The following is a 19,723-nucleotide window of genomic DNA, read 5'->3' as shown; positions in this document are numbered from 1 at the left end:
AATGATGAATAGACATGACATATTGAAACCAATGGGCATCGCGCTACTGGCGCTTATTGGGTTTCACGGTTGTTCGAGCGATGAAGTTTCTGATGCTTATGGTCAGTTTGAGGCTACGGAGATACGTATATCCTCCCAGAGTTCCGGGGAACTGCTCTCTTTTACTGCCGAGGAGGGCCGAACCCTGAAGGCCGGTGAACAGGTTGGACAGGTGGACACGACCCAGCTCATCCTGAGAGAACAGGAGCTGCTGGCGCAGCAACAGGCCACCCGCTCACAGATCGCCAACATCGATGCCCAGATAGCGGTACAGCAGGAACAGCTGCAAACCGCCCGAAATAATCTTGACAGAACCCGGCGGATGTTGAAAGACCAGGCTGCCACCCCGCAGAAGATGGACGACATCCGGGGTACAGTAAACACCCTCCAGAAACAAGTCAATGCACTGCAGACACAGAAGCAATCGGTTCGGGCAGAAATCAATGCCACGCAGGCCCGTCTGGATCAGCTCCGCCAGCAGCTGAAGGATGCGCAGGTAATTAACCCTATCAGGGGAACGGTACTCACTACCTTTGCAGAGCCTTTTGAGGTCGTTCAGCAGGGGCAGCCGCTCTATGAGATCGCTGCCCTGGATACGCTGGAGCTGAAGGTCTATATCAGCGGTGCGCAGCTACCTTCTGTTAGGCTCGGCCAGCAGGTCGAAGTGCTTGTGGATGCATCAGCGGAAGAGAACCAGCAGCTGAGCGGCACCATAAGCTGGATCGCCTCGGAAGCTGAATTTACGCCCAAGATGATCCAGACGAAAGAAGAACGCGTTACCCAGGTCTATGCCGTGAAAGTGAAGGTACCGAACCCGAATGGCCTGTTGAAAATCGGCATGCCGGGGGAAGTGAATTTTGCGGCGGCCGATGAATCGGGGGCGGCGGGACAAGCCAAGAATGACAAACAATAACGAACTTATGCAACCTGTACGGATCCATAACCTGCAAAAATCCTACGGCGGAATTCAGGCTCTCAGGGGAATAACTTTTGACGTGCAGGAGGGAGAACTGTTTGGCCTAATTGGTCCCGACGGGGCCGGCAAGACGACGCTGTTTCGTATTATCACCACCCTGCTTAAGCCTGATTCAGGGGAGGCTTCGGTTTTGGGAAAGGATGTGGTAGACGAGTACAACGCCATCCGATCCAGCATCGGCTATATGCCCGGACAGTTTGCGCTGTACCAGGATTTGAGTGTTCGTGAGAATATGAATTTCTTTGCCTCGGTCTTCGGGACCACCCTGGAGCAGAATTATGAACTGGTGGCTCCCATTTACCGTCAGCTTGAACCGTTTGAAAATCGGCTGGCCGGTGCCCTCTCGGGCGGTATGAAACAGAAGCTGGCCCTGAGCTGCGCCCTGATCCATAAGCCGGCGCTGCTGGTACTCGATGAGCCGACCACCGGGGTGGATGCCGTTTCGCGAAAGGAATTCTGGCAGATGCTCCACAGGCTGAAAGCGAAGGGTATTACCATCCTGGTATCCACCCCCTACATGGATGAGGCCAAACAGTGCGACCGCATTGCCCTGATGCAGAACGGGGGTATCCTGTCGATCGAAAGCCCGTCAGCTGTCACTCGTCAATTTGACAGGCAGGTCTGGTCGGTGAGGGCCGGAAGCAAATACCGGCTTATCCAGTTTCTCCGCGGATACGAGCATGCGGAGTCGGTGCAGCCCTTCGGGGAAAGTATCCATTATATCGACTACCGGGCGGGGTTTGATCCCGCCGATTTTAAACAGATGCTGGAAAGAAACGGTTTCCAGGGAGTCCAGGTGCAGCAGGTCGCCCCGGGTATAGAGGACGTTTTTATTCGACTGATGGAACAGGAGGAGACCTATGAATGAGCTTATCATCGAGGCGCAAAACCTGACCCGGAAGTTCGGGGATTTCACAGCGGTCGACCATATTACTTTTGATGTCGGGAGGGGCGAAATTTTTGGATTCCTGGGGGCCAACGGGGCAGGCAAAACGACGGCCATGCGCATGCTGACGGGACTGTTGAGTCCCACGGCGGGCGAAGCCCGGGTCGCCGGCTATGATGTGGCTTCCCAGGCGGAGCAGATCAAACAGGAGATCGGCTATATGAGCCAGAAATTTTCGCTCTATGGCGATCTGACCGTGTATGAAAACATTCGGCTGTACGGCGGCATCTACGGGCTTGGGGATGAGGAGATCAGGAAGAAATCTGCCGAGCTGGTGGAGATGCTGCAGATGGAAGCCCTGCGGGACAAACGCGTGGGGGCTCTTCCGCTGGGCTGGAAGCAGAAGCTGGCCTTTTCAGTAGCCCTTATTCATGAGCCGAAAATCGTATTTATGGACGAACCCACCGGCGGGGTGGACCCCATCACCCGGCGGCAGTTCTGGGAGCAGATTTACAAGGTGGCGGAGGAGGGCACGACGGTTTTCGTGACGACCCATTACATGGATGAAGCGGAGTATTGCGACCGGGTGTCGATTATGGTCGACGGCAGGATGGATGCCCTGGGCTCACCGGCCGAACTCAAGAAACAATTTGAAGCGGAGGACATCGAACAGGTCTTCATCAAACTGGCCCGGGGGGCGGATCGCGATGAAGGGTGATCTCAAGATAGCCATAAAGCGTTACTTGCAGGCAGAAATATGTTCATTGCTGGTGCACTGCTTACTGTTAAACTGACCAACGAATATGCAATCCTTCAGAGCATTTATTATAAAGGAGTTCAAGCAGATCTACCGCGACAAGCGGACGCTGCTGGTGCTGTTCGGCATGCCGATTATCCAGATGCTGCTGTTTGGTTTTGCCATCCGTAACGAGGTGGAGAATGCCCGGGTGATGGTACTGGACAGATCCGGGGACGCTGTAACCCGTCAGCTGACTGGCAAGATTGACGCCTCGCGGTACTTTACCATAACCGGGCAGCTCCAGCGGTATGATGAAATCGATTCTTATTTTCAGCAGGGCAATGTCGACGAGGTCGTCATTTTTGAGGAGGATTTTGCACGCAGGCTGGAACGAGGCGAGCGCCCGGCCGTACATGTTGTCACCGACGCCTCCAATCCCAACCTGGCCCAGCTCATCCAGCAATATTCTTCGGCTATTCTCCTGGATTACCAGCAGCGCCGGGCCCCCGAATCGCGGACGGGCCTGACCACCAGGGTCAACATGCTGTTTAATCCTCAGCTGGAAAGCGTAAATCTCTTTGTACCAGGACTTATTGCTGTAATTCTGATGCTTGTTTCGGCCCTGATGACCTCCATCTCCATCACCCGCGAAAAGGAGATGGGCAATATGGAAATACTGCTGGTATCGCCGCTGCATCCCGGACAGATTATCATCGGCAAGGTGTTACCCTACCTGGTGCTGGCCTTTGTCAATGTGCTGACGGTGCTGGCCCTGGCGCAGTGGGTGTTTGATGTGCCCTTCCGGGGATCCTACGGGCTTTTTCTGGCCGAGTCGCTGCTTTTTATTTTTACGGCCCTGGCGCTGGGGGTATTTATCTCGGCCAAGGCCAGCGACCAACAGACCGCCATGATGGTCTCCCTGGCCGGGTTGCTGCTTCCGACGGTGCTCTTGTCGGGGTTCATTTTCCCCATTTCGAGCATGCCCCAGCCGCTGCAATGGCTGAGTCATATTATTCCGGCCCGCTGGTTCCTGGTGATTGTCCGCAGCATCATGCTTAAGGATTCCGGACTGCTGTTCCTGTGGAAAGAGACCCTGGTGCTTGTTGTGATGACCCTTGGCTTTATTGCACTGGGTATTAAAAGCTTCAAAATACGATTAGAATGACCTTGCAAAAGCATCTGAGTAGCGCTCACTTTTTGACTTAACTTCTACCAGCGAATAATGAGAACCATCAAATTTCTGTTACAGAAAGAGTTCCTGCAGATATTCCGCAACAAGAGTATGTTGCCGATTATCTTTGTGATGCCGGTCATCCAGCTTGTTGTCCTCTCTTTTGCCGCTACCTACGAGCTCAAAGAGGTGGACATGCACCTGGTGGATTTTGACCGCTCGGGGGTTTCCCGGCAGCTGGTGACCAAGATGCAGGCTTCCGGTTACTTCACGCTCAGGAGCCAGTCGGCCAATGTAGAGGAAGGGATCACCGATATCCGCAGAAACAAGGTGCAGCTGGTACTCGTGATACCTCCTCATTTTGAGCGCGACCTTCGATCGGGCCGGCCCGCTTCCGTTCAGATGAACATCGATGCCGTGGACGGTGCCACAGCCGGTCTTATTCAGGCATACGGGCGTTCCATCATCCAGGATTTTGACGCCGGTATCCGGCCGGATGTAGAGGAAGTCCGGGGGGGCGGCCCGGGAGGGATTGACATCATTCCGGCCAGCTGGTACAACCCCAACCTGGACTATATCAAGTATATGGTGCCGGGTATCCTGGTGGTGTTGGTGGCGATGATTGGTATGTTTCTGTCAGGGATGAATATTGTGCGCGAACGGGAGATAGGCACCATCGAACAACTCAATGTGACGCCTATCAGGCGCTACCAGTTTATGTTGGGCAAGCTGCTGCCCTTCTGGATTATTGCTCTCTTTGAGCTGGCGCTGGGCCTACTTATCGCCCGTTTTGGCTTTGATATCCCCTTTGTGGGGAGCGTATGGCTGCTTTTTGGCATCGCCGGGATTTTCATGTTGGTGGTGCAGGGACTGGGGCTCTTAATTTCAACCGTCACCCATACCCAGCAGCAGGCCATGTTTATCGCCTGGTTCCTGATGGTCATCTTTATCCTCATGGGTGGGCTCTTTACGCCTATTGAGAGCATGCCGGTGTGGGCCCGGGAGCTGACGCTCTTTAATCCTATGGCTCACTTTATAAAAATCATGCGGATGGTGCTGCTGAAGGGCGCCGGCTGGAATGAGATCCAGCACCTGGCGGGCCTCCTTGCCCTGATGGCTGCTGTTATCCTGCCGGCGGCTGTTTTCCGGTATCGCAAATCAACCGGCTGATGCATCCTGACCATACCACCGTGCTGGTGAAAAGCCGCCTGGAAGCCTTTCGTTCTTTTTTCCGGTGATTAATAATTTTATTTTTATAAACGCTATTATTCCGATATCCTATCGGGGTACCAGAAGTGAACAGAAGCAATAATATGGCCGATAAATTAGATCAAATACGCAAGCTACTCGACGAGACCGACAAAGAAATTATTGATGCCCTGGCCAAACGCCAGCAGCTGGTTCGTGAGGTTTCTTCTTTTAAAATTGATGAGAAGAAAAAGATCCGGGATTTCCAGCGCGAGGAGAAACTGCTCGACAAGATTACGAAACTTGCCCGGGAAGCGGGGCTGGACCGCTATTTTGCCGAACAGCTTTTCAAGGATATTATTGATCATTCGGTCCGTTTCCAGACCCATACCCTGGTGGATCACCAGAACGTCAAAAACGACGCCCAACATGTGCGGGTAGCCTACCAGGGGACGGAAGGCGCCTACAGTGACCAGGCAGCGGCCCGTCATTTTGAAGAGCGGTATACGGAAGTGCAGACCGTCGGCTACGACACTTTTCGACAGGCGGCCGAGGCCGTAGAGGAAGGGGAAGTGGATTATGCCATCCTGCCTATTGAAAATACCACGGCCGGTTCCATCAGCGATACCTATGACATCCTGGGTGATGGTAAGCTTCATATCGTCGGAGAAGAAGCGCTGCGCATCATCCACTGCCTGCTGGCTATCGAAGAAGTGCCCCTGGACCGGATTCGCCGTATCCTGTCGCACCCGCAGGCCATTGCCCAGTGCAGCAATTTTCTGGCTACGCAGCACCGCTGCAAGGTGGAATCCTATATCGACACGGCCATGTCGGCCAAGAAGGTGCTGGAAGACGGCGACCTATCGCAGGCAGCCATCGCAGGCGCCCATGCCGCCGATATTTATGACCTGAAGATCCTGAAGCGGGATCTGGCGAACCAGCCCGAGAATTTTACCCGTTTTGTCATTGTAAGCACCAAACCCGTGGAGGTAGACCTGCAAATTCCCTGCAAGACCTCCCTGCTGATGGTTACCTCGCACGACAAGGGAGCGTTGGTCAGCTGCCTGAATGTGATAGACGAACACGATATCCTGATGACTAAGCTGGAATCGCGTCCCAAGCCCAATGAGCCGTGGAAATACCAGTTTTACCTGGATATTGAAGGCAATATCGCCGAGCCCGACACGCGCCTGGCTCTTGAGGAGCTGGAACAGAAAGCCAGCTCCCTGAAAATATTGGGGTCCTATCCCGCCCAGGTAGGTAACGGGGAGGATTGAACGGGTGGTTTAGCAGCTCCGGCGCCCTGAACAGATAAAGCTTTGTTGCAGGTTGAGTGTTAAAGATTGAAGGTCGTGGTGCAAGCTTCCCCAAACATCCGGCCTCAGTGGTTAAGACGTTAGTTTCCTTATTTCAGAATAATGCCATACTCTTGTCCATCTTTTATCGCAAAACCCCGTACAAGCCGGGGCGAAAAAAGTGTCAGTTGGTTGATTTTAAACACAGTTCATTTCAAGCCCTGGCAAGAAATTTCCTACTTATTTGGGCACTCAGCCTTAAAATAGAAGATCTCTCCCTGCCGGTCGAGATGACGGGGTGGGGTAGGTAAAGGGAGGCCATCTAATAAAAGGGTATCCGCATCATTTCAGCACCCTCGTCATTTCGAACGAAACGCAGTGGAGTGAGAAATCTTCTATTGTCCGGACACTCGGCCTTGAGAGCAAAAGGGAATGAATCAAAGGTTCCCCTAAACAGCCGGCTATGTAGTTAAGGCATTTAGTCTCTTAGTTAGAAATAATGCTATACACTCGTCCATTTTTTGTCACCAAAGGGATGTTCCTTTTTTGAATGAACATGTTCTTGTTCCATTTTTGGAACGACGCATCCCGCAGGCGCGGGACCAGCAAAGCTGGGGAACCCAAAAACGTCGCCGGCTGAGAAAACTCATCGCTTGGCTGCTGCATCGTCTACGGCGAAAAATATAAACTCATCGCAGGGCTCCTCAGATATATATTTCTTTTTCCTCCGCCTCGTATCCGCCACCCAAAGCGCTGACTTTTCGTTAGGCCGGAGGGGGGCTTCCTAAATGAAACGACTTTCTCCAGATGAAACTTATCACGTTCAATAAGGAGTAACCAGGGGTTTGGGGAAGAGCCGGGAAACATTATGTAGCATAAGTACTTATGTGGAAGAGCAATTACTGCCCGAAAAGCTTTAACTATCACAACATCTTGCTCTTCCCCAACACTTTTTTCGTCCCAGCTTGCTGGCCCCGGCTTGTACGGGGTTTGGTGACAAAAAATGGACTATAAAACCTTTTTAGAATTACAACCAACAATATAAAGTTAAATTCTTCTTGAGCTTTTACGAGCCCAGCTTGCTGGTTCCGAGCATTCGGAAGGGTCAAGCCAAAAGGCGTTCCTTCATCAGTGGTTTCTGCTCCACTTTTGGCCATCCAAAAGTGGTATGTAAAAAAGGAATTGATTTCGATTAGAAATCAGGGCAAAGGAGAGGCTCGCTGCCTGTTCATTTTTTTTCAAAAAAACATAGAAATGCAGCCAACCTTCTATTGCGGTCTCAATATTAACGCATTCCCGGATCCACGATAGTATTATCCGGACGGGGGACGCCGAAGATCGGTTCGCCCTCATCCGACCAGCGCAGGACCTGAACACGGGTATGCCGGTTGGGATCGCTGAGGGGATCACCTTCGATCTCCCTGTAGCTGCGGGCGTGGTAGAACATCAGGTCCGTCTCGCCGTCCGGGGTAGTGGTAAAACTGTTGTGCCCCGGCCCGTAAATACCGTTTTCGTCGGAGCTTGAAAATACCGGCTCCGGTGATTTTTTCCAGCTGGCGGGGTCCAGCAGGTCGGCATCGGCATCTGCGCTCAGTAGACCCATCGCATAGTGATGGTTGGTACCGCTGGCCGAATAGGTCATGAAGATACGGCCGTCTTTTTTGATCACCGCTGCCCCCTCGTTAACCTTAAAGAGTTGTTTCTCCCAGTCGTAGTCAGGTCGGCTTAGCTCTACCTGCGGCTGGACGATGCTCCAGGGCGTGTCCATCTCGGCGATGTACAGCGCCGTGTTGCCCTCCATCTCCGGCGGGTGCTGGGCCCATACCATATAGCGGGTGTCTCGGTGTTCGAAGGTTGTGGCATCCAGCGAAAAGGTTTCCCACCGGGTCCTGGTCTGCCCCTTCTCTTCCCAGTGGCCTGTCAGCGGGTTTTCGGAATCATTCTCCAGTACATACATCCGTATAGCCCAGACATCCTCTGCGCCCCCGGCGGCAAAATAAAGGTACCATTTGCCGTCGATGTAGTGCAGCTCAGGTGCCCAGATATGCGAGCCCATGGGACCTTTCTCATGCTTGCGCCAGATGACCTCCGGTTCGGCTTCCCTGAGTCCCTCGATAGTCCTGGCCCGGCGAATCTCCAGGCGGTCGTATTCTGGTACAGTTGCTGTAAAATAATAGTAGCCGTCCGTATGCCGGTAGACCCAGGGATCGGCGCGCTGCAAAATGAGGGGGTTGCTGTAAGAGGGAGTGGCGGATGCCTGTGCCCGGGCCATTTCGGATGCGGCAAGGCCCTGGACAAAGAAGCAGATCACAAAAAGAAACCGGAGATGATGGTTAAGCAGTCGCATGGTTGCGGGATGAGTGATGGTTGACGATATAAAAACAAGAATAAATTATAATTGTTTTTAAAACACTTAACAACTGGGGGAAGAACCGGATTTGTATAAGCTCCGTTCTTATGTAGAGGAAACAGAGCCGGCCTGCGTCTTTCTGGCTGATTCGGGCAACGAGAATATCCTGGCGCAGGGAGGGTTGTAGTTATTGGTTTTTAGTAGATTAGGAGGCGGGAGTGTACGTGGAGCGTAAATTGGATACCAACGCAGAGCATGGGTACCAAGTAATAGTTTCACTTAGATACCACTCCTATCTCCGTTCAATTGCTCTACGTTTCGCATAGCGATGCTCGATCTTTTAACCTGATCATCCTCATATATTATCCCTGGATATAACCATACGAAGTCCTATTCCCGCCTAAGCAAACAAATTTGCTGATTGAACCGGATTTCTTAGTTTGGTTATAGTGTGATGGTAATTTCAAGCTGTCATTAACTAAAGGGAGAAATATGAACAAAGAGGCTGCAGAAGAATCCACGCTCCAGGAACAGGTTGAAGATCATGCCTCCACCATACAGCAGAAGTATGGGACCTTTGGGGGCGTCTTTGTGCCGACACTGCTGACCATCCTCGGGGTGATCCTGTTCCTGCGTCAAGGCTGGGTCATCGGGAACGCCGGGCTCCTGGGCGGCTGGCTGATTATTACCCTGGCCTTTGTAATCGTAACGTTTACGGCGCTGTCCATGTCGTGTATAACCACGAATATCCGCATTAAGGCGGGCGGGGCATATTCCATTATATCGCAGTCACTGGGACTGGAGGTCGGCGGCAGCGTGGGTGTGCCGCTGTACCTGGCGCAGACCTTTGCCATCACCATGTATATTTTCGGTTTCCGGGAGGGATGGCTCTATATCTTTCCCGGCCATTACGCCATCATCGTCGATATCGTCGTTTTTGGGATCCTCTTCATTGTAGCCTATTTAAGTGCCCGGTTGGCTTTTCGCATCCAGTACATCATACTGGCAGTCATTATCGGGGCCCTCATTTCAGTCGGAGCCAGCGTATTTACCGGGGCAATGGAACACAGCATCCAGTGGTGGGGAGCGTTTCCGGGAGCACCCGGGGATAATTTCCAGGGCGTCAGCTTCTGGGTTGTCTTTGCTGTTCTCTTTCCGGCGGCGACCGGTATTATGGCGGGGGCGAATATGTCGGGCGAGCTCAAGAATCCAAAAAGGAGTATTCCGCTAGGTACGCTGTCGGCCATCGCCATCAGCTACCTGGTGTATATGTCTACCGGCTACTGGATGGCCCGGGTGGCACCCGTGGATGAGCTGGTGAGCAATTACAACGTGATGATCGATTATGCGCTCTGGGCGCCGGCCGTGCTGGGCGGACTGCTCGGGGCTACGTTCTCGTCGGCGCTGGCTTCTATCGTGGGGGCGCCCCGAATTCTGCAGGCGCTGGGCGATCATAAAATTTTTCCCGGCGGAGATGTCTTTTCGGAGTTGGCCGAGAATGGCGAACCACGCAATGCCATTATACTCACCGGCGGACTGGTGTTGGCTTCCCTGCTGGTACGGGACCTGAACACCATCGCCCCGCTCATCACCATGTTCTTCCTGATTACCTACATGATGATCAACCTGGTGGTGTTTATCGAGCAGCGGATGGATATGATCAGTTTTCGCCCGACCTTTCGGATCCCCAAATTCGTACCCCTGCTGGGGACCGTGGGCTGCCTGTTTACTATGTTTATCATCAATTCCACCTTTGGACTTATTGCCCTCGGCTTTGTGATCATTACCTACCTGTACCTGACCAACCGGAAACTTGAAGTGCCCTACGGTGATATGCGCAGCGGTCTTTTTGTGTCGCTGGCCGAGTGGGCGGCCAAGCGAATATCGAGCCTCCCGGAGAATAACGAACGCGCCTGGAAGGCCAACCTGCTGGTGCCCGTCCGGAGTTCGCGCGAACTGCGCGGTAATTTCAGCCTCATCAGGAACCTGGTGTATCCCAAGGGATCGGTAAAGCTGGTGGGCATGTCGGGACAGAATGACGACAGCGAGCTGCGGGATTCCCTGATGGATTTTGCCATATCATTCCAGCGAGAAAATATCTATGCCCAGTGGAGTGTCATTGATTCGACTAATTTTGAGGATGCCGTACTCAATTCCCTGCAGACGCTGCAGGGCACGTTTTTTAAGCCCAATATCCTGTTTTTGCGGCTTCCCGCCCACAAGCATTATGATGAAGAGATTCTTTCGATCATGCGTCAGGCGCGGCTCAACAACATGGGGATCCAGCTCTATGTGGAGGATACCATTGCCCAGCTGGGCCGCAGTGCTTCGGTCAACGTGTGGATCCATGAACAGAGTCCCGAGTGGGACCTGAGTATGGAGCTCGGGAACGTGGACCTGGCGATGCTGACGGCCTACAAGCTGAAGGTAAACTGGAACGCCCGGATGCGCATCATCACCGTGGTGGAGGAGCCGGAAGTGGAAAAGGCCTATCAGTACCTGAACAACCTGCTGGATGTTGCGCGGCTGCCCGATGTGATTCCGCATGTTGAGATTGGCAACTTTGAAACGGTCATGCGAAATGCCCCGCAAGCGGATGTGGATCTGCTTGGCCTGCCGGAAGAGCCGGACCTGGATAAACTCCGTTCTTATGTAGAGGAAACACAGTCGGCCTGCGTCTTTGTGGCCGATTCGGGTAACGAGAATATCCTGGCGTAGGGATGGTTTTAGTTATTAGGAAGAGGGAGGGTACGTGGAGCGTAAATGGGGGTAGCGCGGAGCATGGGCACCAGGCGTTTTTTTAAAAAAACACTTATCTCTGTTCAGTTGCTCTGCGGCTGAACCACCCGGACGCTCTGAATCGTATTATTTTAAGTTCGAGATCAATTAATTAAATCTTCAATAATTACCCAACAGTTGTCTTCCAGGGCCTCTTTATTAGGCATAATGTTTTCCTCTTTTCCCGCGAAGCAAAGTAAATGAGTAGGTCTGGACATACCAACATAAGCCATCTTCAAGGTTTCCTTTATCCTAACTTCACCTTGAGCAGGATTATCATATAAGTTTCCAACTAGCTGATCCATGATTCTATCAGATTCTCTACTACCATAATAATCCGTCTCTAGGTATAATGTAGCTGTATGAGTTTCACCTTTTACTGAATGTACGGTTCCAACTTCTACATCAATATGTGAGAAATCATCAGATGAATGGTTAAATATATTCTTATCGAATAATTCTTCTTCATCAAAACCTTCATCTACGAAATTACTATCTATAAATTCTCTGAGTACTTCATCATCTCCTTCTATTTCAAAGAATGGTAGAAATTCCTCATTTATATATTCTCTTACTGATTCTAATACTTCTTCAGAGTAACTATCGGTAGAGTTAATAATTCCAGATATCCACTTAGTTATATTTGTTCGAAAATTTAAATAAAAATCCTCATTGTCTTCTTTAAGAGTGGTTTGAAGAGTATTCTTAGTATAGGAACGAGTACCGTCTCCCGTGTCTCGCTTTACATCAGCTAATTGTAAAATTCGTAAGAAACAATTGATCATTGATTCAAAATACTTACTTGCCTTGGAGGTATCATATTTTTTTAAATGAGATTTAACTGTAGGTAAGGTGGGCTTGTTAATATTTGCTATTCGGTTGTATGACTCAAAGTAGGTCTTTATTGTATACTTATAATGTTGCTCCCTCTGGTAATAAAAGCTCACCTATTCTATCTATCGCCTCATCAGTTATTTCCATTTTCAGCCCCCATGGGTTTAGTCACATGGCAAATTGCATCTCGTAAGTATGAAAATGTTTCGTCATCTCTGATGATCTCTTTTATTTCTGTTTTATAATCTTCGTCTGTCTCTTCATTTTCTGGATCATTAACAAATATGTCTGACAAATATTGAGCAGTTACAGCCTTTGAAGCATGGTGTTTTTTCAATTTCTCATAAATTTTATAAGCAACATATAAATCATCATCTTGTTCCTCTCTGATTTGTTCTAAATAGGTATTAGCGTCTTCACATTTCCGCCGGATATCCTCTTTACTCAAAGGGTTGAACGGTGCATCATACCCTTCCCGACTCTTCACAAGCTGGGCAATATGTATGGCTCTATTTATATAGGGTGCTAATTGCCCTTCAGCTAAATCAAATTCCATTGTCCACTTTGGAGATGGGAATACCTGAACTACATCTTCTGAGTTAAAGGTATCTTTTAGTGTGTCAACTCTTGATCCTTTCTCTTCATCAAAATTTGCTACCTCTTTGGGTATTACTTCATTTGACTCATCACCAATTTTATGTTCTATATCAAGGTCAGTTATAACTGAAACCTGGATATTCATTTTTTTATCATCCAATCTTTTAAAGATCTTCGCATACCTTAACAAAGCCTTACTGCCAACATTTACAATGGAGACTCCGTGTTTATGAAGTGGCCTATCAATTACTTCAGCAATAGTTGGTATGAGAAGATTTTCTGCATCCCCCTCAACGATTATAACCCCTTTTGCAAAGAATAAATTGGCCTTTGTAGCATCTAAAAACCGTTGCAAGAACCCGTAGTCATTTTCATTAAGTTCTGTATATTGACTATCCATCGGATACACGTCATCAGATTGGCATATGATTAAATTTTTCAGATCAATTTTGGACCCTAAAGTGGTACTATGGGTTGTTACTATGAACTGTCGGCCATTTTGTTCTTGTTGCAAATAATTTATCAGTCTCAATTGTGCTTGAGGATGTAAATGAGCTTCTAACTCCTCAATTAAAGCCAGTTTTAATCCTCGTTCTTCTTCATTTTGCAATAGAACTAATTCAGCAGCTATGAATAATAAATTCAGTGAACCAAGACCTGATTTATTTTCTTCAAGGTTAAGTGATAACTTTTTTAAGATATCTAGTAAATCACTCCCAGCAATTTCTACGAAAGGATTAGCATCTTTCCCATCTTCATAAAATATCTTGAGAAAATTAGTTATAGTATCCTTTATGTGTCTTGCGCCTTGTGTATCCTCCGGTATATCTAAACCATCGTGGTCATCTATCTCACTTTCTTCAAAATAATTTGTTATCCACTCATTAGCTTTGTTTACATAAGTTTCTAAGACATGTTCTTCTAGTTCTCCATCGGCATTCTTTGCTTTAATAAATAAATCATCACCTCGAAGTATCTGAGCAAACCGTGACTTGTAACCAGGTGTCAACTCTGCTTCAGCATCCCTCAATGGTTTTAGATACGTAACTCTTAACAGGTTTCTGGCATTACCATCCAATTGGGCCCCCTCCTCATCAAGGCCAGCCCTGACATCAGTAATAATTCGATTATCTTTTCTTTTAGCAGTCAGCCATACTTTTAATTTATAATTGCCATCATCATCGAATCCAATCCACTCTAAGAAACTTGCTGCTTCCTTATCTTCAAACCCCTCAAAAGTACACTCGATTTTTAGGTTCTCTGCGCGACCTTCTCCATTTGAATGAAAATCTTTTTCATCAAACCGTAAATACTCATGACTTTGAGTTAATAAAACATGCTTGATGGCATCAATAATTGTGGATTTGCCTGAATCATTTTCTCCAATTAAAACATTCAGTCCATCTTTAAAATCAACCGTTAAACCGGGGTTGTTATTTTCAATGGTATTTCCCTCTTGAATACTATACTTCCTAAAATTCCATAATCTGAGTCTTGATAAATACATATTGTGATTTTAGAATTAGCTTTTAATGTTTTCATCCCAGAATCCAATTCATAGGGGATAATCTCAATACAAATCAGCCAACATCCTTAAATCGCTGGTACCGGACATCCAAAAACTCCTGATTTGGCCACGCACTCTTAGATTTTGGCAATATCAACTTCTGATCCTGCAACTCTTGAATGCCGTGCTTTAACATCGGGCCATCCTTCTCTTGCAATACATCCTCTTTCACCTTAATCTCGTAATCCGGGGAAACCCCAATGATATGCTGGTCGAAAGCGGCATGATGGATTTTGCAGAGAGCCAAGCCATTATTAACAGAAGGGATAGATTCTTCATCTTTATCCGGTATGATATGGGCAGCGTCGAGCAGTTCCACATGCTTTAACTGGCAAAACGCACATTGCGATTGGTAGGCAGCCATTACCCGTTCACGAAATCCGCGTTGGTGCAAACGTCTTTTTACGGTGGAAGTAATGTAGGCACGCCTGTATTGGCTGCCTTCAGCTGCCTTTCCTTCGGAATCTATTTCATACTGGTTGTCTGCTGCAACTCTAAACGTAAGGGCATCGGGGTTGTCCCCAATAACATAGACCGGCCAAACGGCAAGGTACTTGCCGGGTACAATACCGTGGAAATAGATTAGGGGTGTTTCATTTTGCATACATTGTCGAAGCCCAACATTATCTCGATGCATTGGGTCAGTTCCCCGGTACTTGTAGAGCAAAAAGTCATTTTTATCAAAACTGTCGGTATAAGGTCCCTTGGGAGAGGTAGTAATAGTGAGGGGTAGATCCAGCTGTTTGGGTTTAAAAATCCCTTGGGGGGAAACCAAAGGTATTCTTGTGCCCTTAAAATAAAATCCCTTTGCTAACTTGTTGCGGTTTAGCACGTCCCCATGCATCTCCACCTGTTCAGTTAGCCAACTGAATGTGGTTAGCCGTATTTGTTTATCCGTGTCCATGTCTGTTTGTACCCTTTACTGTAGATGTTGTCCAGTCCCGAAGCCAAAATCCATTATACTTTTCTTTCAGCAAAAAATCAGGAGCTGATTCTGCGATTATCTTATCAATAGCTGCATTACTATTGATAAACGGGGTGTTTAGTGGTCGTCTCGTAGTCAGACCCAGACTGGAATTGTCTTGTCAGCAGTCTGGCGGGAGACTTTTATATTGGCTTGTACCGCTGTGTAACCAAAAGTAGTAAGGTGAAGAACAGAGAGCAGTTGGTACTTCCGGCCTCACAGATCCCCCGGTTAAATACAGTAGAAAAGGCATAGCCCTTACCGGTTGCTGCCGGGGTTCCCCTGATTATTTGCCTCTTTCTTTCTTCCCCCGTATATACCTGCAACTTGCACACAGATGAAATACCACATATTCTATGGGCTTATGACCAACATCAGTACGATTGACGGGGTGCTCGAAGAGCTTGACAATATCATCAGCACGACGGTGGAAGAGGACAGTCCGCTGGCGATTTTCGCTTTTGTATATCGTCGAACCACGGCAAGGATAGCAGATGGAATTACGGAAGGCGTGTTTGAGGATCCCCGGCGGATGGAGCGTTTCGACGTCGGCTTTGCCCGGAAATATATTCAGGCCTTCTGGCGCTATCGCCACGACAAACCGGTTTCCTTTGTATGGAAGATTGCTTTTCGGGCTGCCGAGGGGCCGGATGGGCGAAAGCCGATCATCTTGCAGCATCTGCTCCTGGGCATGAATGCCCATATAAACCTGGACCTGGGAGTGGCTGCGGCCGAGACGGCCCCGGGCGGACAGATCCAGCTGCTCAAAAAGGATTTTATGATTGTGAACGACCTGCTTGAGGAGCTGATTGATGAGATGCAGGAATGGATAGGGCGGTCCTCGCCCCTGCTTTTTCTGCTCGACTGGATCGGGGAGCGAAATGATGAGTCCGTCGTCAACTTCAGCATTCGGAGGGCCCGGGATTTTGCGTGGAACCTGGCCGTGACCCTGGCGCATGCCGGTGAAGAGGAGAAAGAACACATCATCCGCGATGTGGATGCCCAGATAGAACGGGTCGCAAAGGCGGTGCTTGCACCCCCGGGCGTTCTGCTTCCCGGTGTCCTCCGCCTGATCCGTACCTTCGAGGAAAAGAACACCCGGACGGTTATCGAAAGCTTAAAGTGAGGGCGCGGTTAAGGTGTTTGTTACCTTATTTAGAAATAAGGCTTTCTTCCCAAACCCCCTGGTTACTTCTTAATGAAAGTGATACGCCCCATCTGGAGTTCGTTCTGTTGCAGGTTATGTGTTGAATGTTGAAGGTCATGATGCAAGCTTCCCCAAACTGCCGGCCTTGGCTGGTGAGGCGTGAAAAGCATTGTTCCTTTTTTGAATGAGCATGTTCTTGTTCCATTTTTGGAACGACGCAAAAACGGAACCCAAAAACGTCGCCGGCTGAGAAAGCTTCGGCACCCCGCTGCGGCTCTCGTTGCTAAAATCATTTGACTCCTCCCGCTGGTCGTCAGACAGGAAATGATTTTTTTACGCTCCCGCTCGCCACGACGAAACGGGCCCCTCACCTTTCGTTAGGCCGGAGGGTTGTTACTCTTTGATGAAAGGGGTAAGCTCCATTTGAAGTTAGTTTAGTTGCACGTTGCATCTTAAAGGTTGAAAGTTTTGAATCAAGGTTTCTTCAGAAAGCCGGCCTTAGTTGGTGAGGCGTGGAAAGAGTTATTCCATCTTTGTCACTAAATCCAGATTGTTTTTTAATGAAAGTTACAAGCCCAACCGGAAGAATTTCTGTTTGACGAGGGGCTGGCGGCCAATCTTTATCAGCGTTGCTGATAGTCATCAGCACCGAGGAGTTAAATTCTTCTTGAGTTTTTAAGATCCTTTTGGGTCAAGCCAAAAGGATCTCCCACTTCACCGGTGGTTTTTCCGCACCTTTTGACCACTCAAAAGGTGCTATATAAAAATGATATTGATCAGAAGAGAGGGCAACAGATAATGAATCAGCTGATGTATTTTTTTATAAGGCTACCTGCATGCCGTATTAACGTCGTATCGGGCCTTGGAAAGAAATCCTTCTGCAACTCGGGCCCTTAGCCTTGCGAATAGAAGATCTCTCCCTGCCGGTCGAGATGACGATGCGGGGGCAGGTAAAAAATGGTTGCCCTTGTAAGGCTACTCGTATCAATCCAGCACCCCCGTCATTTCGAATGGAACACAGTGGAGTGAGAAATCTTCTATTGTGCGGGCACCCTGCGTTAAGATCAAAAGTTATGGATCAGGGTTTCCCCAGACAGCCGGCCTTGGCTGGGGAGGCGTGAAAAGGGAGCGGGAGCTGCGAAAAAGAAATAAATGGGGAAATTGGTGGTAAAGGCGGTCAGCGGGCCAGAGCAACAAGTGCGTTGAAGTTATAGAAAAAACAACATCTTCATTTATTTCCGCAGCAAGCGATCCCGTGCGCCGAAGCAGGTACAGCCGGTGGTTTTTCCGCACCTTTTGACCACTCAAAAGGTGCTATATAAAAAATGATATTAATCAGAAGAGAGGGCAACAGATAATGAATCAGCTGATGTATTTTTTTATAAGGCTACCTGCATGCCGTATTAACGTCGTATCGGGCCTTGGAAAGAAAGCCTTCTGCAACTCGGGCACTTAGCCTTGAGAATAGAAGATCTCTCCCTGCCGGTCGAGATGACGATGGGGGGCAGGTGAAAAATGGTTGCCCTTGTAAGGCTACCCGCATCAATCCAGCACCCCCGTCATTTCGAACGGAACACAGTGAAGTGAGAAATCTTCTACTATTCGGGCACTCTTTCTTTAGGAAAAAATGTAGTGAGTCATTTTACCCCAAACAGCCGGTGGTTTTTGCTCCACTTTTGGCCATCCAAAAGTGGTTAAATAAAAAAGGATGGGTTTAAATTAAAGGAGAGGGCAACAGGATAGTTATCCGCGGGCACCTGTTATTCATATCCCTGTAGGGATGGACGTCTTATCCTTAGAGGGAACAGCCGCTGATCCCTATAGGGACATAAAAAGGCATGTCCCATATGCCGTGCTCTGTTTTCTATACATGGTATACTTCTCCCGTTACGGGCTCCCCGGCTCAATCTCCAGCGGGCCGCTTCGGTTTTGTTTGGCTCTATGCCCCCAGCCGTGGATGTTTCTTGAGGCGGGTTGTCATCACTTTCTGACGAATAGGACAAGGTCCGTCTTGAAGAATAGCTGTTTTACCAGGGGAGAGGTTGAGGAGCGGAATGCTGTGCCGGGGGCTGCTGTTGCATTGAAGCAACAACGGACATTAACTCATTAACTTATTCATCATGAAATACAATCTATTAGGCGATACGGGACTGCTGGTTTCTGAACTCTGTTTTGGGACGATGACCTTCGGAGGAGAAGGGTACTGGGAAGCCATCGGCCAGCAGAAACAGAAAGAAGCGGATGCACTGATTAAGAAATCAGTGGATGCGGGTATTAATTTTATTGATACGGCCAATATCTATTCGTACGGCCAGTCCGAGTCTATCCTGGGCAACAGCCTCAAAAACCTGGAACTCAACCGACAGGAACTGGTCATAGCTACCAAGGTACGGGGAACCATGGGAGATGATCCCAACAACCGGGGACTCTCGCGCTTTCATATCTTTAACTCGGTGGACAACAGTCTTGAGCGGCTGCAGCTCGACTACATCGACCTGCTGTACGTGCACGGGGTGGATATGGTGACTTCCACCCGTGAGATTATGCGAAGCCTCAACGACATTGTTGAGACGGGCAAGGTCCGCTATATCGGTGTCTGCAACTGGCCGGCCTGGATGGTGATGAAGGCGCAGGGCATCGCCCGTCGGGAGGGCTGGCACGCGTTCAAGGCGATGCAGTATTTTTATTCGCTGTCGGGACGCGACGTGGAAGATGCGCTGCTGCCGATGAGCCAGTCCGAGCAGCTGGGATTCATGCCATGGAGTCCGCTGGCCGGAGGGTTTCTGAGTGGAAAATATACCCGTGACACTCCCAGGGCCGGCGACGGTTCGCGGCGCGATGATTTTGATTTCCCGCCCATCGACAAGGAACAGGCCTATGATATTGTGGAGGTCATGGAGGAGATTGCCGAGACGCATGGGGCCACGGTTGCCGAGGTGGCGCTGGCGTGGGTTCGCTTGCAGTCGGGCGTCACCAGTACCATCATCGGGGCCAAAAACATGCAGCAGCTCGAGTCGGATATCCGTTCGGTGAATATCACGCTCAGCAGCGAGGAGCTGGATGCCCTGGATGAAGTCTCGGCCACGGCCGATCGCTACCCGTTCTGGATGGTGGACCGCCAGGATTCAGATCGGATCCCGGAGCAGTAGGAGACAGGCAGTCATACCCGGATAGCGATGAAATATCCGCCCC

The 19,723-nt window shown here is 49.4% G+C and carries 13 protein-coding genes; 9 read left to right on the top strand and 4 right to left on the bottom strand.

What is annotated here, in order from left to right:
- Position 1: 1 nt before the first annotated feature.
- The 6 genes from FN808_RS13520 to pheA all read left to right on the top strand — a co-directional run bounded on the left by FN808_RS13520 (position 2) and on the right by pheA (position 6,276).
- Positions 2–952, top strand: coding sequence for an HlyD family secretion protein (locus tag FN808_RS13520; protein ID WP_221930051.1), 951 nt, complete (start codon positions 2–4; stop codon positions 950–952).
- A gap of 7 nt (positions 953–959) precedes the next feature.
- Entirely contained in the window at positions 960–1,883 is a 924-nt protein-coding gene (locus tag FN808_RS13515) for an ABC transporter ATP-binding protein (RefSeq protein ID WP_142715137.1), read from the top strand.
- The gene (locus FN808_RS13510) at positions 1,876–2,619 is read left to right on the top strand and encodes an ABC transporter ATP-binding protein (protein WP_142715136.1); all 744 of its coding nucleotides are present in this window, start codon (positions 1,876–1,878) and stop codon (positions 2,617–2,619) included. The genes FN808_RS13515 and FN808_RS13510 overlap by 8 nt, the downstream gene beginning before the upstream one ends.
- 85 nt (positions 2,620–2,704) lie before the next feature.
- Positions 2,705–3,805, top strand: coding sequence for an ABC transporter permease (locus FN808_RS13505; protein ID WP_142715135.1), 1,101 nt, complete (start codon positions 2,705–2,707; stop codon positions 3,803–3,805).
- Positions 3,806–3,862: 57 nt separating this feature from the next.
- Entirely contained in the window at positions 3,863–4,981 is a 1,119-nt protein-coding gene (locus FN808_RS13500) for an ABC transporter permease (protein WP_142715134.1), read from the top strand.
- Positions 4,982–5,124: 143 nt separating this feature from the next.
- On the top strand, positions 5,125–6,276 hold the full coding sequence (gene pheA, locus FN808_RS13495) for a prephenate dehydratase (RefSeq protein ID WP_142715133.1): 1,152 nt from the start codon (positions 5,125–5,127) through the stop codon (positions 6,274–6,276).
- A 1,303-nt stretch (positions 6,277–7,579) separates the two neighbouring features.
- Here the strand turns inward: pheA and FN808_RS13490 are convergent.
- Positions 7,580–8,566: a glycoside hydrolase family 43 protein gene (locus tag FN808_RS13490; protein WP_185958412.1), complete on the bottom strand. Its 987-nt coding sequence runs from the start codon at positions 8,564–8,566 to the stop codon at positions 7,580–7,582.
- 570 nt (positions 8,567–9,136) lie between these two features.
- On the opposite strand from FN808_RS13490, the gene FN808_RS13485 reads away from it, so the two are divergent.
- Complete coding sequence (locus FN808_RS13485) at positions 9,137–11,362, top strand: amino acid permease (RefSeq protein ID WP_142715131.1); 2,226 nt, start codon at positions 9,137–9,139, stop codon at positions 11,360–11,362.
- Positions 11,363–11,526: 164 nt separating this feature from the next.
- Here FN808_RS13485 and FN808_RS13480 read toward each other — a convergent pair whose 3' ends face one another.
- The 3 genes from FN808_RS13480 to FN808_RS13470 all read right to left on the bottom strand — a co-directional run bounded on the left by FN808_RS13480 (position 11,527) and on the right by FN808_RS13470 (position 15,324).
- On the bottom strand, positions 11,527–12,369 hold the full coding sequence (locus FN808_RS13480) for a hypothetical protein (protein WP_142715130.1): 843 nt from the start codon (positions 12,367–12,369) through the stop codon (positions 11,527–11,529).
- Positions 12,370–12,389: 20 nt separating this feature from the next.
- On the bottom strand, positions 12,390–14,360 hold the full coding sequence (locus tag FN808_RS13475) for an ATP-dependent nuclease (protein ID WP_142715129.1): 1,971 nt from the start codon (positions 14,358–14,360) through the stop codon (positions 12,390–12,392).
- A gap of 73 nt (positions 14,361–14,433) precedes the next feature.
- Positions 14,434–15,324, bottom strand: coding sequence for an HNH endonuclease (locus FN808_RS13470; protein ID WP_142715128.1), 891 nt, complete (start codon positions 15,322–15,324; stop codon positions 14,434–14,436).
- Between the two features lie 397 nt (positions 15,325–15,721).
- On the opposite strand from FN808_RS13470, the gene FN808_RS13465 reads away from it, so the two are divergent.
- Both FN808_RS13465 and FN808_RS13460 read left to right on the top strand, forming a co-directional pair.
- The gene (locus FN808_RS13465; protein WP_142715127.1) at positions 15,722–16,510 is read left to right on the top strand and encodes a DUF5995 family protein; all 789 of its coding nucleotides are present in this window, start codon (positions 15,722–15,724) and stop codon (positions 16,508–16,510) included.
- A 2,141-nt stretch (positions 16,511–18,651) separates the two neighbouring features.
- Positions 18,652–19,680, top strand: coding sequence for an aldo/keto reductase (locus FN808_RS13460; RefSeq protein ID WP_142715126.1), 1,029 nt, complete (start codon positions 18,652–18,654; stop codon positions 19,678–19,680).
- Positions 19,681–19,723: the final 43 nt, after the last annotated feature.

Source organism: Fodinibius sediminis (genome assembly GCF_900182555.1).
Taxonomy (GTDB): Bacteria; Bacteroidota; Rhodothermia; order Balneolales; family Balneolaceae; genus Fodinibius; species Fodinibius sediminis.
The sequence above is the reverse complement of the archived record's forward strand: the minus strand, read 5'-3'. Positions and strand labels throughout refer to the sequence as shown.

Bases quoted from the DNA above. Each gene is read 5' to 3' on its own strand.
- FN808_RS13520 (WP_221930051.1), top strand. From the start codon at position 2: ATGATGAATAGACATGACATATTGAAACCAATGGGCATCGCGCTACTG.
- FN808_RS13515 (WP_142715137.1), top strand. From the start codon at position 960: ATGCAACCTGTACGGATCCATAACCTGCAAAAATCCTACGGCGGAATT.
- FN808_RS13510 (WP_142715136.1), top strand. From the start codon at position 1,876: ATGAATGAGCTTATCATCGAGGCGCAAAACCTGACCCGGAAGTTCGGG.
- FN808_RS13505 (WP_142715135.1), top strand. From the start codon at position 2,705: ATGCAATCCTTCAGAGCATTTATTATAAAGGAGTTCAAGCAGATCTAC.
- FN808_RS13500 (WP_142715134.1), top strand. From the start codon at position 3,863: ATGAGAACCATCAAATTTCTGTTACAGAAAGAGTTCCTGCAGATATTC.
- pheA (WP_142715133.1), top strand. From the start codon at position 5,125: ATGGCCGATAAATTAGATCAAATACGCAAGCTACTCGACGAGACCGAC.
- FN808_RS13490 (WP_185958412.1), bottom strand. From the start codon at position 8,566: ATGGCCCGGGCACAGGCATCCGCCACTCCCTCTTACAGCAACCCCCTC.
- FN808_RS13485 (WP_142715131.1), top strand. From the start codon at position 9,137: ATGAACAAAGAGGCTGCAGAAGAATCCACGCTCCAGGAACAGGTTGAA.
- FN808_RS13475 (WP_142715129.1), bottom strand. From the start codon at position 14,360: ATGTATTTATCAAGACTCAGATTATGGAATTTTAGGAAGTATAGTATT.
- FN808_RS13470 (WP_142715128.1), bottom strand. From the start codon at position 15,324: ATGGACACGGATAAACAAATACGGCTAACCACATTCAGTTGGCTAACT.
- FN808_RS13465 (WP_142715127.1), top strand. From the start codon at position 15,722: ATGAAATACCACATATTCTATGGGCTTATGACCAACATCAGTACGATT.
- FN808_RS13460 (WP_142715126.1), top strand. From the start codon at position 18,652: ATGAAATACAATCTATTAGGCGATACGGGACTGCTGGTTTCTGAACTC.